We start from the raw sequence: 15,204 nt of genomic DNA on the forward strand, positions 1-15,204 counted from the left end.
CCCCTGACCTGCTTGCCATGTCCATTGCCACGATCGCGTGCGGCACGCTGTCCGCGCCGGCGTGGGCGCAGGCGGACGGTACGGAAACGTCCGGCATCCAGGAAGTGATCGTCACGGCGCAGCGCACGGCCGCGCCGGCATCGAAGACGCCCGTGGCCATGAGCGTGCTCACGGCGAGCCAGCTCGACGCCGGCGGCTTCGATACGCCGGGCACCCTCGCCGCTCGCCTGCCGAACACTTACCTGGAAAATTCGTACGACGGCCTGCGCATCACGATCCGCGGCGTGTCGAATGCCGACGTCACGGAAAAAGGCGATCCGTCGGCCGCATTCATGGTGGACGGCGTCTATGTCGCGCGGCCGCAGAGCCAGAACGTGACCTTGTACGACGTCGACCGCGTCGAGGTGCTGCGCGGCCCGCAAGGCACGCTGTACGGCCGTAATACGACGGCCGGCGTCGTCAACGTGATCACGAAGGCGCCGGTGGCGCATTTCGAGGCGGACGTCAATGCTGCTATCGGCAACTGGGGCGAGCGCAAGGTCGGCGCCATGGTCAACGTGCCGGTGAACGACGTGCTGGCGCTGCGCGCCGCCGCCACCTGGAACGAGCACGACGCCTACCTGAGCAACGGCACGACCACGCCGCGCCAGCTGGGCCAGGACCGCGACGATCGCGCCGCCCGCCTGTCCGCCAGGCTGGCGCTGGGCCCGGCCGCGTCGCTGCTCGTGCGCTACCAAGCGAGCCGCGACGACAGCAACAACGACAGCACGGTCCCCGATTCCAACTTCTACGGCGGCATCGCGACCGGCCAGCCCGTGTGGAACGGCGACGGTACGGATCGCCAGCTGACCTACCGCTTCAATCCGCCGAACACGCGCTTCGAGCAGGGATATTCGCACAAGAAGGCATCCAGCCTGACGGCGGAACTGAACTGGGACCTCGGGCCTGCCACGCTGTCGTGGCTGGGCGCGCACCGCAGCTTCGACCACGACTACCTGTACAACTTCTACTACCGCGTGACGCCGACGATCGCGCTCGGCGTGCGCCAGCCGTTCTCCGGCCACTACAACCAGGACTCGCACGAGCTGCGCCTGGCGACGAACGGCGCCGGCCCGCTGAGCGCCCAGGGCGGCGTGTACTGGTTCCGCGAGCGCGCGCGCGACGTCTATTACTTCCGCGACCTGCAGGCCGTCGGCCTGCCGCCCTACTACGTGTTCGCCAACGATCCGGTCGAATCGCGCAGCAAGGCCGTGTTCGGCCAGGCGACGCTGCGCGTGGCCGACGGCCTGCGCGCCACCGCGGGCGCCCGCTACACGGAGGACGACAAGGCCCGCACCGGCACTATCGGCTACCAGCGCGCGCCGGCGTTCAACGCCGCCACCGACCTGCGCGAACTGAACGCCGGCCGCATCGGCACCGACAAGACCACGTGGCGCCTGGGCCTCGACTACGACCTCGCCCCGGCCACGCTCGTCTACGGATCGATCGCCACCGGCTACAAGGCCGGCGGCTTCAACGACGGCTGCGCGGCGGGCGATGCGCAGAACGGCATCGGCTGCCCGGCCGGCAGCGCGCTGCCCGCCGCCACGCTGACCTACCAGCCGGAGACGGTGCGCGCCTACGAGGCCGGCGCCAAGACCCGCTTCTGGGACGGCCGCGCGAGCCTGAACCTGGCCGTGTTCCACTACGACTACCGCAACCTGCAGTTGTCCAACGTGGCGGTCGTGGGCGGCAAGCCGCGCTATGAGACGACGAACGCCGGCGAGGCCGCCATCCGCGGCCTGGAAGCGGATGGCCAGGTACTGGCAACCCGTGCCGACCGCTTCACGTACGCCCTCACGCTGCTCGACGCGCACTACGTCAGCTATACGCCGGACGGCGTGCACTCCTGGGCCGGCGTGAAGCTGGACCGCACGCCGGCACGCACGCTGTCGCTCGGCTGGGAACACCTCGTGGCGCTCGCCGGCGGCCAGCTGAAGGCCGGCGTGAACACGCGCGCCAGCGCAAGCTACCTGCTGGGTGCGCCGCAGGCGGGGCTGAAGTACCGCGTCCCCGGCCATACGGAATCCGACCTGCACCTGGGCTGGGAACCGTCCGGCGCGCGCTGGAGCGTGCTGGCGCGCGTGCGCAATCTCGAGAACGAGGTGCGGCCGATGACGATCGGTTCGGTCGGCCTCGCCGTCCCGACCGAGCCGCGCACCGCCGACGTCCGCTTCGACTACCGTTTCTGACCCGACCGCGGCCGCCGCGTGCCGGCGGCCGTCCCTGTACCACGCCGCGCCCTGGAGCCACCGTGACCAAGTTCATGCCCCTGCTGCAGCACCGTCGTCTTCCCGCCGCCGCCACCGTCCTGCTGGCCGCCCTCCTGCTTCCCCTGGCCGCACGCATCGGCGGCACGCCCACCGTACTGCTCGTCGCCAGCTCGCTGCTGATGTTCGGCTGTTGCTGGGCCAGCGCCGAACGCCTGCTCGGCGGCACGGCCGCGCTGCGCCTCGTCGCCATCGCCACCAGCTGCGGCTGGTTTGGCGAACAGATGGGGGCGTCGTACGGCTGGTTCTTCGGCAGCTACACGTACACGACCGTGCTCGGCCCGCAGTTGGGCGACGTACCCGTCGTGATCCCGATGATGTGGTTCGCCCTCACCTACATCGGTTACGTGATCGCCAACCTGATCGCCTGGCAGGATCCCGTCGACCGGCCCGCGCCGGCGCGCCACGACGCCATCATGGCGCTGCTGGGCGCGATGGTCGTCACCTGCTACGACCTGGGCGTCGACCCCTACATGGTGTACGTGCTCAAGGCCTGGATCATGGAGAAGACGGACGGCGCGTGGTTCGGCGAGACCGTGCAGGGCTTCGCCGGCTGGATGACCGTCTCGTTCGCGATCCTGTTCGCGTTCCGCCGCCTCGCGCGCGTCAGCCCGGCGGCAGATGCCGCGCCGGCCGCGGCGCGCCACGTGGTCGTGCCGCTGGGGGTGTACGCCGGCCTGATGGTCTACCAGATGGTACTCGGCTACCCCGTCGAGGCACGCACCATCGCCCTGTTCGCGATGGGCTTCCCGCTGCTGGCGGCGACCGTCGGCCTGCTGCGCTGGAAGGGCGTCCTCGTCCGCCCGGCCGCGCAGGTGGACGCACCCGCCGCCGTTGCGGCCGACACGCTGAAGGAGGCCGCATGAAACGCGACGCCCTCGAACCCGGCCTGGCCGACGACCCAACCCTGCGCGCCGACCCGCTGGCCGACGCCACCATCGCGCGCATTTTCGGCCCCGGCCATCCGGGCGGCCCGGATATGGCGACGATCGCGCCGTTGAACGCCGAGATCGCGCGCTGGCAGCTGAACAGTGAACTGGACGGCTGGCGCGCCAGTCCCGGCGTGCCCGCGGAAATGGCCGCCGCGCTGGAAGCGTACGTGGCCGAGGCGCGCGTGCTGCCCGACTGGGCCGACCCCGCCGCCATCGCGCGCGCCGAAGTCCTGTTCATGGAAATGAGCATGGTGTCGTGCACGCTGCTGTTCTGCGCGAGCCTGCCGCAGTGCTACGTGCTCCCCGACCTGGCCGCCGTGCTGCATGCGGCCGGCCAGCTGGAACAGCATACGGACTACCGCGTGCGCGCCACGGCCGCCATGATCTTCCCCGTCATGATGCACGGCGGCCTGACCGCTCCGTCCGGCGGCGGCATCGCCCAGGCCATCAAGGTGCGCCTGATCCACGCGATGATCCGCTACCTCGTGCTGCGCGGCGACGTGGCCGACGCGCTGGTGGCGCCGCGCCGCCTCCCGCGCCTGCTGACCAGGGGCGGGACAATGCACCAGGCGCTGTACGCGCACGGCTGGGACATCGACCGCCTCGGCCTGCCCTGCAACCAGGAAGAGCTGGCCTACACGCTGCTGACCTTCGACTACGTGTTCCTGCAGGGCCTGCGCCGCCTCGGCCTCGGCCTCGACGAAGCCGACGAGAACGCGTACATGCACACCTGGAATGTGCTGGGACACGTGATCGGCATCGAACGCGGCATGATGCCGGAGACGATGCCGGAGGCGACGCGCATGTTCACCGCCATCCAGGCCGCCGCGCGCGGCCAGGACCGCACACCCGACCCGCGTCCCGCGCTGGCCGGCGCTCTCGTCGGGACGCTGCAAAGCTATATCCCGCTGCGGCCGCTGAAGCCGTTCCCGGTGCTGCTGACGCTCCGCCTGGTCGGCAAGGACGCGGCGCGCGACCTGGGCCTGAACGGCCACGTGTCGCTGCTGTCGCGCGTGCTGTTCGTGCTGGGCTTCGGCCTCGTGCGCGTCATCGACGCGTTCGGACGCCTGGTGTTCCACGGGTTCTCGATCTCGCGCCTCGTCACGCGCATCCTGGGCTACAACCTCACCGCGAAGCTGCTGATGGACGAGACACGCCCGCTGAAGCTGCCGGATGCCCTGCTGGGCCAGGTGAACGACGCCGTGAGCGCCTGGGGCAACGACGCCAGGGCGCCGCGCTGGATGAATGCCATCGAGCGCCGCTTCACCGGGCGCGCAAAGTCCGCCCCCTCGAGGATGAACGATGCCGGCACTGCCCTTTCCTGATTCGCCGCGCATGCCGCGCCTGCTCGCACTGGCGCTGCTGTGCGTCCTGCTGTCCGTACTGGGCATGGCCCGCGCCGCCCCGGCGCCGCTCGTGCTGGACGATGCCACGCTCCGCGTCGAGGCCTGGCCGGCCGTGACCCTGCTGCGCGATCCCGCCAGCCGGGAAGACGCCGCCGCCCTCGTCGCCACGCCCGGACGCTTCACGCCRCCGCATGCCGCCTATGCGACGCTGGGCATGGAAAAAGGTATCGTGTGGTTGCGCGTGCCGGTCCACACGGCGCCCGGCGGCGACGGCGCCTGGGCCCTGAAGTTCGACTTCGGCCTGCTCAGCCGCGTCGACGTGTATGTCGCGCGCGCCGGCCGCATCGAGCGCCACCTGCGCGGCGGTACGGACCGGACCGTGCGCGCTCCGGACGCCCTCGGCGGACCTGTGCCGGCCTTCGTCATGCACCTGGCACCGGGAACGGACTACGAGATGCTGCTGCGCGTGGACACGAACGGCCCGAAGATCCTGCCGATCACCTTCGAGAAACCGGACGCGTTCTACCAGGGCGCGCTGCGCGACCGGCTCGTGCAGGGCATCCTCATGGGCCTGTCCCTGTGCCTGCTGCTGTACAGCCTCGCCCAGTGGGCCAACCTGCGCGAGATCCTGTTCGCCAAGTACTCGCTGCTGATCGGCGGCCTGGCCCTCTACAACATCGCGTGGTGGGGCCTCGGCGCCGAATACCTGTGGGGCACCAGCACGTGGGCCCTCGTGCACGCCACCGGCATCATCTCGCTGATGACGTCCTGCGGTGGCTACCTGTTCGTCGGCGAAGCCCTGACGCGGCCCGGCGTGGATCGGGTGTTCCCGCGCCTGATGCGCACCGGCGCCGTGCTGTGCGTGGTCGCGGCAAGCGCTTTCGGCTTCGACCTGATCCACGACGAAGTCCTCGTGGCCGTCGTCGGTTCGCTGGGCATCATGCCCATGCTGCTGGGCCTTCCCGGCGCGTTCAACCGCGCGCGCCGCGGCGACACGGTCGGCGTCTACTTCCTCGTCGGCTGGGCCGCGAGCTTCATCAGCTCGGCGATGCAGGCGCAGGTCATCAAGGGCGGCCTCGACGCCACCTACTGGACGCTGAACTCCACGCAGTTCGGCGGCACGTTCGACATGATCGTATTCATGCGCATCCTGGGCCTGCGCACCAAGCGCATCCAGGAAGCCATGCTGCGCGCCGAGGCCGCGACCCGCATGAAATCGGAATTCCTGGCCAACATGAGCCACGAGATCCGCACGCCGATGAACGCCATCATCGGCATGAGCCGCCTCGCGCTGATGGCCGACCCGAATCCGAAGCAGCGCAACTACCTCGGCAAGATCCTCGGCGCCGGCGAGCACCTGCTGGGCATCATCAACGACATCCTCGACTTTTCCAAGATCGAGGCCGGCCGCATGACGCTCGACGCCGTGCCGTTCGATCTCGACGAGATGCTCGAACACCTGTCCAGCATCACCGCCATCAAGACCGACGCCAAGCGCGTGGAACTCGTGTTCTGCGTGCCGCGCGGCGTGCCGAGCCGCCTCGTGGGCGACCCGCTGCGCCTGGGCCAGGTGCTGATCAACCTGACCAACAACGCCGTCAAGTTCACCGAGGAAGGCGAGATCGTCGTCGCCGTCGAAGTGGCCGAGCGCGACGCGGGCCGCGTCGTGCTGCGCTTCTCCGTCAGCGACACCGGCATCGGCATGGACGCCGAGCAGCTGGCGCGCCTGTTCCAGTCGTTCACCCAGGCCGACAATTCCATCACCCGCAAGTACGGCGGCACGGGCCTGGGCCTGTCGATCTCGAAGCAGCTCGTCGAGCTGATGGGCGGCACGATCACGGTCACCAGCACGCCGGGCGTGGGCAGCCGCTTCAGCTTCACGGTCCCGCTGGGCATCGCCGACGCCGGCGCCGAGCCCGCGCCGGCCACCGGCCCCCAGCTGCAGCGCATGCGCGTGATGGTCGTCGACGACAGCGCGGGCGCGCGCGACGCGCTCGTCGAGATGCTCGACGGCTTCGGCATCCAGGCCGACGGCGTCGCTTCCGGCGAGGAATCGCTGACCCGGCTGGCGCAGGCCGTGCACGACGGCGAGCCGTACCAGGTGGTGCTGATGGATTACAGGATGCCGGGCTGGGACGGCGTCGAGACGATCCGCCGCATCCGCTCCGACGCGCGCTTCGCGGCGCCGCCCGCCATCCTGATGGTGAGCGCCTGTACCCGCGAGGGCGTGCTGCAGCAGGAGGGCGAACTGCCCCAGTGCGGCTTCCTCACCAAGCCGGTCGGCCCGGCGCTGCTGTACGACAGCCTGCTGCAGGTGCTGCGTCCCGATCTCGCCGGGCCGGCCGCGGGCGGCGCCGTCGTCCCGTCCGCGCCGGGTGCGCAGGGCGATGCGGAGCGGCTGGCCGGCGCGCGCATCCTGCTCGTCGACGACAACGCCAACAACCGCGAAGTCGCACTCGACTTCCTCGCGGTGGCGCGCATGCGGGTCGACGTCGCCACGGGCGGCCAGGAAGCCGTGCAGATGGCGCGCGACGGCGACTACGACCTCGTGCTGATGGATATCCAGATGCACGGCATGGATGGCTACACGGCCACGCGCGCGCTGCGCGCCCTGCCCCGTTGCACCCAGGTGCCGGTGGTCGCCATGACGGCGCACGCGATGGCCGGCGACCGCGAGAAGAGTCTCGCGGCCGGCATGAACGACCACATCGTCAAGCCGATCGATCCGGAGCTGCTGCTGCGCACCCTCGTGAAATGGATCGATCCGCAGCGTCTCGAAGGCCGCGCCGCCGTACCGCCCCTCGCTCAGCCCATGCAGCCCGCGCAGCCTCCCGCTGCCGCCACGGCGCCCAGCCTGCCGGCCATGCACGGCATCGACTGGCAGCGGGCGCTGGCCAATGCCGGTGGCCAGGCGCAGCGCCTGCGCCGCCGCATCGCCAGCTTCCTGCAGGAGTACGCGCCCGCGCCGCGGCAAATGCGCGACGCGCTGGCGCACGGCGATTACGCGCCGCTGCAGATGCTGGCGCATAACCTCAAGTCGGGCGCCGCCTACATCGGCGCGACGCCGCTGGCCACCCTGGCCGGCACGCTGGAGCAGGAACTGCGCGCCGGGCGCAACGAACGCATCGCCGTACTGGCGCCTGACCTGATCGTCGCGCTGGACGGCGTRCTCTCGGGCCTGGCGCGCATCGACGCCGTGCAGGCGCCAGCCGTCAGCGGCCTCGACGCGGGCGCCGCGATGGCGCGCCTGCGCGGCTTCCTGGAGACGGACGACGCGCGCGCCGAGGACGCGCTGGCCGAGCTGCAGGGCGTACTGGCCGACCCGCGCCACGCCGCAGTGCTGGCCGCCATCCACGCCGCCGTCGACGAGATCGAATACGAGCGCGCGCTCACCCACCTCGACGTGCTCGAACGCGCCGTCGACAAGCAGGCGGAGGCTGCATCGTGAACGTGGAACCGCAAAAAGTCCTGATCGCCGACGACGACGCGATCAACCGCCAGGTGCTGGCCGAGCTGCTCAAGCCCGAGTACACGGTGCTGCTGGCGAAGAATGGAGAACAGGCGCTGGACCGGGCCGCGCGCCATGCGCCGGACCTGATCCTGCTCGACGTGATGATGCCCGACCTGGATGGCTACGAAGTCCTGCGCCGGCTGCGCGCCGATCCTCAGCTCGAACAGATCGCCGTGATCTTCATCTCCGGGCTGGACCGCCCGGAGGACGAGGCCAACGGCCTCAAGCTGGGCGCGTCGGACTACATCGCCAAGCCGTTCAACGCCACCGTCGTGATGGCGCGCGTGGCGCTGCACCTGCAGCTCGTGCGCCAGCGCCGCATGCTGGAACGCCTGGCGCACGTGGACGGCTTGACGGAGCTGGCGAACCGGCGCCGCTTCGACGAGCTGTACGCCCAGGAATGGCAGCGCGCCCAGCGCAACGGCTGGCCGCTGTCGCTGGCCCTGCTCGACATCGACGCGTTCAAGCAATACAACGACTACTACGGCCATCCGGCCGGAGACCGCGCGCTGCGCGCCGTCGCGCGCACGACGTCCGCCAGCCTGCGCCGCCCGGCCGACCTGGCGGCGCGCTACGGCGGCGAGGAACTGGTGCTGCTGCTGCCGGACACGGACGGTGTCCAGGCACGCCACGTGGTGGACGGGATCTGCGCGGCGATTGCCGCGCTCGAACTGCCGCACGCGGCATCGCAGGTCTCGTCCATGCTCACGGTCAGCGTGGGCGGCGCCACGCTCGGCGGGCACGGACCGGAAAGCGCGGCCGAGTTGTTCGAGGCGGCGGACGAACACCTGTACCGCGCCAAGCAGGAAGGCCGCAACCGGGTGGTGTGGCGGACCTAATCAGGGACACGTCAACGGCGGGGATGCTCCAGCGTCGACACCACCAGCAAGCCCCCGACGATGCACACATGCTCCATGAACGGAATGAGCGCGGCATGCCGCGCGGCCCCGGTCGCATGCCAGAAGCCGTGATACAGCACGGTCGCCAATGCCGTAAAACCAGCCAGCGCCCAGCAGCTCGGTGCCAGCCACCGTCCGGCGATGATCGCGGCGCCCCCCGCCACCTGCAGCAGCACGGTCAACGCCAGCATCACCGTGGGCGCCGGCAGCCCGCCCGCCGCCACTTCCTGCAGCGCGYCCTGCCAGCCCAGCACCTTGTCGATGCCGGCCCACAGGAACAGCACGCCGACCAGGACCCGGCCGGCCGTGCGCACCGCGCGGTCGAAGCCGGGCGTAGCGCGCGCGGCGGCCGGGGCATGGATGTAATCGAGGTCGGGGGTCGTCATGGGTGCTCCTTTGCGAACGGTTTGGATGGCCCGAATCTACACCGCAACGGACCCGGCCGGATCCGTCTTTGGATGGATGTCCACCGTCGGCAAGCGAAACTACCTGTCGGCACGACATGATGTACAATTGGTTACTCAGACGTGGCTTGCGCCATCGTCCCGGTTCCAACGATCCAAGGTTGCGCGATGGTTCACACGATGTTTTCTCCCTGTCGAGTTGCTCCCGCTCCCGTCCTCGCGATGGCGGCTTCCGCGCGCCCCGCATCCGTTGCCCGTGGCACGGCGTTCTGCCTGCCACGCCTCCTCGCCCGGCTTGATTAGGCTCGGCAACGGCATTGCGCCGCTTGCCGGGCTTTCCTCGACGCTGACCCGCCACCTGGTCGTCCAGGCGGCTTTGCACACCCTTTGTTTACGCCATATGAGAATCCGCCCCGTATCCCGACGCCGTCCGCCCAGCTTCCGGGCGCTCAACGACCTGATCGCGAGCCGCCAACGCCTGCGCCAGCGGATCGGCTTCCTCCTGGCCTTGTGCCTCCCCCTCGGTCTGCTGCTGCTCGAATTCGAGTAAGCCGGCGCCCGCGGGTCCACTCATTCACTCGTTTCATGAGGAGTATGAATATGCCTCCAAACATCACCATTTCCACACTCGATCTGAACCGCATCGACCAGTTGCTGGACCGGCTGCCGTCCGCCCAGGCATCCACCCGGGACGCGCTGTCGGATGAACTCGCGCGCGCCGCCGTCCTCGAACCGTGGGACATGCCGCCCCGCGTCGTGACGATGAATTCGACGGTCCGCTTCCGCCTGGAAGATGCGGGCGGCGAATGGTGCAGGACCCTCGTCTATCCGAAAGACGTCGACCACGACGGCGACACCCTGTCGATCCTGTCCCCCGTCGGCAGCGCGCTGCTCGGGCTGTCGGAAGGCGACCGCGTCCGTTGGGAGCGTGCCGGCGGCCGCAGCATCGGCGTGGAAGTGGTCGAAGTCGTCTACCAGCCCGAGCGCGCCGGCCAGTTCCATTTGTAAGGAAGAAAGACATATGGCAATCGGATAACTGCTATCACGAAACATCATTGGACTGTTTTTGTGCGATGCAGCATCATGGTTCCTGTCTCCTCTATCTTCCTCCAAGAAAATAGATTCAGCCCGCTACCCAGCGGGCTTTTTTTTTGCTCTTCACGGATCAGGCCTCGACGCCAGCCTGCCGCAGCGCCTCCCGCACTTCGCGCAGGCAGTCCCCGGCCGCGGCACGCCCATGCTTCGAATCCCGCAGCGCCATGTGCCAGTGCCCGACGACGCCACGCAACTGCCCGGCATCGCTCGCGCGCTCGATGCGCGCGACGACTTCCTCGGCCAGCAGCCCCAGATGCGTGCGCGCCGCGCCGACCATGTAGCGCCTGACGCGGTCGAGACCGGCGTCGCCGGCGATGGCAGTTCCACCGCATGGTGCAATAAGGTCCAGCGCCAGCAATTCCTCGATGATCGCCGCCACCTGCCCTGCCGGCATCAGCGGCGCCAGCGCCGCACACGACTTGCGGCCATCCAGCATGATCAGCACGCTGCGCTGGCGGCCGTTCAGCGTCAGGGCGCGCCGCGTCACTTCGTCGCGGCCTTTTACGGTCTTGCCATACACGGCGTCGAGCAAAGAGGAAAAACGGCGGGAGGATTCCATGGACATGGCCTGGCCTTCGGACGGGACGAAAAAAAGATTCTAGGTTGCAATTGTTACCAACCCGTTTCAGCCTTCGTCCCGCGCCCGGACGGGCTTCATAAAATTTGCCAGGCGCACCAACAGTACTGCTCAACCTGCGCATGGCGCATGACGCACGGGCTATCATCGCGCGGCTCGCACATCCCGATACTTACTATTCATGGCGCTCGACTCTAGTCGAACCAAATGTAAGTAGACGTGTCCAATCGTGATCATGGAAAGCACAATGGGATTCAGACAGGCCGCCAGGCTGCTGGGGACCACGGTCAAGACTCCGCAGCGCTGGGAGCGTAACGACCAGCTCGCGCTCGGCGAGTGCACCTGGACCAGTGCAGGCTGCGGCGCGCATCACGACCGCGACGTGAACGCGGCGGTCAATCTGCCACGGCTCGCCACCGGCGCCCATGCGGCGCAAACGGCGCTACCCGAGGCGAGCCAGGCGGTAACGCCGGGCACTGCCGCCGGCCATGACCCGGCGGGAGGCGGGGAAGTAACGCCTGTCAGGCACGAGCACGGTCAGCAGGACGGCTCGGGGCAGGAAGGGATCGGTGAGCACTTGTGCACACCTTCTCGATAGCAGATAACAAAGATGGCGCCCCGCAAACTTCGACACTGTGCACTCGCCGGCCTGCTGGCATGCTCTTTACCGGCCTTCGCCGCGGACGACGATGTCGCGCCGCTACGCCCCGGCCCTTACCAACGACGACGCCTCGCTGAAGCAGTACCGGGTGCCGGACTGGTTCCGCGATGCCAAGTTCGGCATCTGGCCGGCACTGGGGCCCGCCGGCCGTGCCGCGCGCCGGCGACTGGTATGCGCGCAATATGTATATCCAGGGCCAGCCGCAATACCAGCATCATCTGGAGCACTACGGTCACCCGTCCAAGGCCGGCTACAAGGACATCATTCCGTTGTGGAAGGCGGAACACTTCGATCCGGACGCGCTGATGCCGACGGGGCGATCCGCTCGGTCCACCTGCTGGGCGACAAATCGGCCCTCACATGGACGCAGCGCGACGATGTGCTGGCCGTGACCTTGCCGAAGCGCCTGCCGACCGCGCACGCGGCGGCCCTGAAGATCGAGCTGGCCGCGCCTGCGACGAAGACCGCCGGGCTCTGACCGGACGGACGCCGACCACCGCGGGGTGGCCGGCGTCCGGTTCGCCCCACCCCGCTCCCGGCTCGCCACATTGCGCTCGCGCCCGTGCCGGCCGGGATCTAGTCTGGCGTCATTCATCCACTCAATGAATCACGCCATGACCACTGTCCGCCTGTCCGAATCCGCACCGCCGGCCACGCTGCCGCGCTATCACTTCCTCGACTGGGTACGCATCCTCGCGTTCTTCCTGCTGATCCTCTACCACGTCGGCATGTACTACGTGACGTGGAGCTGGCACGTGAAGAGCCCCCATGCCAGCGACGCCCTCGAACCCTATATGATGCTGTCGGCACCGTGGCGCCTGTCGCTGCTGTTCCTCGTGTCGGGGGTCGCGTCCGGTTGCATGCTGGCGAAGCTGCGCCCCGGCGTGTTCCTGCGCAGGCGCAGCTGGCGCCTGCTGATCCCGCTGCTGTTCGGCATGCTCGTCATCGTGCCGCCGCAGTCGTATTTCGAGGTCGTCGAAAAACTCGGCTATGCCGGCAGCTACGCCGACTTCATGCACCTCTACCTGCGCGGCTACCACGGTTTCTGCCAGGACGGCTGCCTGATCCTGCCGACCTGGAACCACCTCTGGTTCGTCGCCTACCTGTGGGCCTATAYGGCCGTCCTCGCGCTTCTCGCGCTGGCGCTGGGCACCCGCGTCGACCGGCTCGCCGCCTGGCTCGGCCGCGTGCTCTCCGGGTGGAAGATCGTCGTGCTGCCGGCGGCCTTGCTGGCGCTGGCGCGCATCCTGATGCTGGAACGCTTCCCCATCACCCACGCGCTCGTCGACGACTGGTACAACCATGCGCACTACCTGCCCCTCTTCCTGCTCGGCGCCCTGATGGCGCGCGTGCCGGACTTCTGGCCGCGCGTAGCAAAGCTGCGCTGGACCTGCCTCGCGCTGGCGCTGGGCGGCTGGGCCGCCATGATGATCTGGTACGCGCTGCCCGACGGCGCCGTCGCCGGCACCCGCTGGGAACTGCTCGCCTACCCGATGCGGGCCATGGTCGCGCTGGTGTGCTGGAGCGCGATCGTGGCCGCCTGCGGCTTCGCGCGGCAGCACCTGGATCGCGACGGCCCGGCCCGGCGCTACCTGACCGAGGCCGTGTTCCCGGTGTACATCCTGCACCAGACGCTGATCGTCGTGCTGGCCCATGCGCTCGAGCCCCTGCACCGTCCGCCCGGCCTCGAAGCGCTGCTGCTCGTCGTGCTGGTGACGGTGCTCAGCTTCGGCGGCTTCGAGATCGTGCGCCGGATACCGTTGCTGCGTCCACTGTTCGGCCTCGGACCGCGTATGCGGGCTGCCACCCCGGCCGCAACGACGACCGCCGGCCTGGCCGGCCCGAAGCCGGCATGAGCGCCGCCTTCAGTGCGTGCTGGCCCGCTGCTGCTGGCTACCCTGTTGCTGGCCGGACGACTGCTGGCCCATCGGCATCTGCCCCGGCTGCGCGCCGCTGTCGCCCGGCCGCATGAACGGGTCACTGAACTGGCGCACGGTTTCCTGCTGGGCACGCAGGCCGCGCTCCGTCTGCTCACTGGCGTCGCGCGCCACCTCGTCGGCCAGGGCGCGCGCGGTGCGGGTCGTGTTCTGGACATGCTGTTCCGTCACGCGGGCCAGCTCGACCTGGGCATCGGCCGCCAGGCGCGCGATGTGCTGCTGGTAGGCCCGCAGCTTGTCGGCCGCGGGCTGGGTGCGCGACGTGGCGGCGCTCAGCAGTTCGGACTGGCGGTCCGCGCTCAACACCTGCTTGCCGGCCAGCGTCGTTTCTTCCAGCATCGTCTGCACCAGCCGGATGTTCAGGTCGCACATCTGCTGGAATGAACTGAACAGCGACTTCGACATGTCGTTCATGAATGCCGTCTGGGCATCGATATGGGTGCGCACTGCCGGGGCGATGGTTTGTGGAAACGGATACATGTTTGCCTCACAAAAAAGATTGGGTTGACGTGCCGCCGCATCCGCCGCGGAACGGAGCTCACAGACTAAAGGGGCGGGGCGGGACTCCTTTGATCTGGGCTAATCGTGTCGGGCTTGTCGGACTGAGGTGGCGCGATACTTGCATGGGTACAAGTTCCTGAATTCGTCCGGGAGCTGCCCATGTTTCTACCAAACGATGTGATCCAGTATGCGAACCCGGTGCGCACGATCCGCATCCTGTGGATCGCGCCCGACCGTTCCCTGGCGTTTACCTTCGAACTCGGCCTGCAGCACAGCCAGCCGCGCACTGTGGCGCTGCAGGTGCTGGCCGATGACGTGCTGACCCGGCGCGCAAGGTTGTTGCAGGACGACCCGTTCGCGGCGCCCGTGCCGCCCGCGCCGTTGCCGCAGAAATACCTCGACATGCAGGCCAAAGCCTGGGACGTCATCCAGGGCCTGCAGGCACAGGTGCCCGCGCTGTACCAGCCGCGCGAGCGGGCCGCGATGGTGGCCGCCTGCGCACGCGCGCATGGCGTGTCGCGGCCGAGCGTGCTGCGCTACCTGCGCCGCTTCTGGGAACGCGGCCAGACCGTCGCCGCCCTTCTCCCCGACTACGGCAATTCCGGCGCGCGCGGCAAGACACGCGGCGCCAGCGAAGGCGTCAAGCGGGGCCGCCCGCGCAAGTCGGGTGAGCATCCGGGCCTGAACACCGATGCCGAGATGCGCGCCATCTTCCGTGTGGCCGTCGCGCGCTATGCGGCCACGCATCCCGACTTCTCGCGCCGTGCCGCGTACCAGCAGATGCTGCAGGATTTCTACCGCGGCCGCCCGGCGGCCGACCTGCCCAGCTTCGGCCAGTTCAGCTACTGGCTGGACAAGGATGGCCCCCCCGTCCAGGGACGCCGGCGCAACACTGCAGCGGTGCAGTCCGCGCGGCTGCCCTAGCCAATCCAGTGCATCCCGACCCGGCATGGTGCAGTGCATCATGACGGGCCGGGACGCCGTCTTTCCCACCTTCCCCACCTTCCCCGCCTGATGCGCACGTCGCCGGGA

14 protein-coding genes and 1 pseudogene are annotated in these 15,204 nt (G+C 69.0%); 12 read left to right on the top strand and 3 right to left on the bottom strand.

Features of this window, described 5'->3' with window-relative positions:
• The 5 genes from AC1DYX_RS01830 to AC1DYX_RS01850 form a co-directional block, all read left to right on the top strand.
• Positions 1–2,231: TonB-dependent receptor (locus tag AC1DYX_RS01830; RefSeq protein WP_477255706.1), on the top strand; the 2,231-nt coding region annotated here is incomplete at its 5' end.
• Positions 2,232–2,293: 62 nt separating this feature from the next.
• Positions 2,294–3,175, top strand: coding sequence for a carotenoid biosynthesis protein (locus AC1DYX_RS01835; protein WP_477255708.1), 882 nt, complete (start codon positions 2,294–2,296; stop codon positions 3,173–3,175).
• Entirely contained in the window at positions 3,172–4,566 is a 1,395-nt protein-coding gene (locus tag AC1DYX_RS01840) for an oxygenase MpaB family protein (RefSeq protein WP_477255710.1), read from the top strand. The genes AC1DYX_RS01835 and AC1DYX_RS01840 overlap by 4 nt, the downstream gene beginning before the upstream one ends.
• Positions 4,544–8,035 (top strand): hybrid sensor histidine kinase/response regulator, encoded by a 3,492-nt coding sequence (locus tag AC1DYX_RS01845; RefSeq protein WP_477255712.1) that lies wholly within the window; start codon positions 4,544–4,546, stop codon positions 8,033–8,035. Before AC1DYX_RS01840 ends, AC1DYX_RS01845 begins: the two co-directional genes overlap by 23 nt.
• Positions 8,032–8,937 carry a diguanylate cyclase gene (locus AC1DYX_RS01850; RefSeq protein WP_477255714.1) on the top strand — a complete coding sequence of 302 codons (906 nt, stop codon included), beginning with the start codon at positions 8,032–8,034 and terminating at the stop codon, positions 8,935–8,937. The genes AC1DYX_RS01845 and AC1DYX_RS01850 overlap by 4 nt, the downstream gene beginning before the upstream one ends.
• Before the next feature lie 11 nt (positions 8,938–8,948).
• On the opposite strand, the gene AC1DYX_RS01855 is transcribed toward AC1DYX_RS01850, so the two are convergent.
• The gene (locus AC1DYX_RS01855; protein ID WP_477255716.1) at positions 8,949–9,383 is read right to left on the bottom strand and encodes a DoxX family protein; all 435 of its coding nucleotides are present in this window, start codon (positions 9,381–9,383) and stop codon (positions 8,949–8,951) included.
• Positions 9,384–9,801: 418 nt separating this feature from the next.
• Between AC1DYX_RS01855 and AC1DYX_RS01860 the strand changes: the two genes are divergently transcribed.
• Both AC1DYX_RS01860 and rnk read left to right on the top strand, forming a co-directional pair.
• Complete coding sequence (locus tag AC1DYX_RS01860; protein WP_477255718.1) at positions 9,802–9,951, top strand: hypothetical protein; 150 nt, start codon at positions 9,802–9,804, stop codon at positions 9,949–9,951.
• A gap of 50 nt (positions 9,952–10,001) precedes the next feature.
• Positions 10,002–10,409 carry a nucleoside diphosphate kinase regulator gene (rnk, locus tag AC1DYX_RS01865; RefSeq protein WP_477255720.1) on the top strand — a complete coding sequence of 136 codons (408 nt, stop codon included), beginning with the start codon at positions 10,002–10,004 and terminating at the stop codon, positions 10,407–10,409.
• A 157-nt stretch (positions 10,410–10,566) separates the two neighbouring features.
• On the opposite strand, the gene AC1DYX_RS01870 is transcribed toward rnk, so the two are convergent.
• Positions 10,567–11,055, bottom strand: coding sequence for a hypothetical protein (locus tag AC1DYX_RS01870; protein ID WP_477255722.1), 489 nt, complete (start codon positions 11,053–11,055; stop codon positions 10,567–10,569).
• Between the two features lie 265 nt (positions 11,056–11,320).
• On the opposite strand from AC1DYX_RS01870, the gene AC1DYX_RS01875 reads away from it, so the two are divergent.
• From AC1DYX_RS01875 to AC1DYX_RS01890, 4 genes and pseudogenes are all read left to right on the top strand, one after another.
• Positions 11,321–11,671, top strand: a complete 351-nt coding sequence (locus AC1DYX_RS01875) for a hypothetical protein (RefSeq protein ID WP_477255724.1) — start codon at positions 11,321–11,323, stop codon at positions 11,669–11,671.
• 245 nt (positions 11,672–11,916) lie between these two features.
• Positions 11,917–11,985, top strand: a pseudogene (locus AC1DYX_RS01880) (hypothetical protein); the annotation flags it as partial.
• 20 nt (positions 11,986–12,005) lie between these two features.
• Positions 12,006–12,212 carry a hypothetical protein gene (locus AC1DYX_RS01885; RefSeq protein WP_477255787.1) on the top strand — a complete coding sequence of 69 codons (207 nt, stop codon included), beginning with the start codon at positions 12,006–12,008 and terminating at the stop codon, positions 12,210–12,212.
• A 136-nt stretch (positions 12,213–12,348) separates the two neighbouring features.
• A complete protein-coding gene (locus AC1DYX_RS01890; RefSeq protein ID WP_477255726.1) occupies positions 12,349–13,590 on the top strand; it encodes an acyltransferase family protein in 1,242 nt (413 codons plus the stop codon).
• Between the two features lie 9 nt (positions 13,591–13,599).
• Here AC1DYX_RS01890 and AC1DYX_RS01895 read toward each other — a convergent pair whose 3' ends face one another.
• Positions 13,600–14,151 (bottom strand): phasin family protein, encoded by a 552-nt coding sequence (locus AC1DYX_RS01895; RefSeq protein WP_477255727.1) that lies wholly within the window; start codon positions 14,149–14,151, stop codon positions 13,600–13,602.
• A gap of 180 nt (positions 14,152–14,331) precedes the next feature.
• On the opposite strand from AC1DYX_RS01895, the gene AC1DYX_RS01900 reads away from it, so the two are divergent.
• Positions 14,332–15,096, top strand: coding sequence for a hypothetical protein (locus AC1DYX_RS01900; RefSeq protein ID WP_477255729.1), 765 nt, complete (start codon positions 14,332–14,334; stop codon positions 15,094–15,096).
• Positions 15,097–15,204: the final 108 nt, after the last annotated feature.

The organism is Massilia sp. P2_C2, assembly GCF_056404615.1.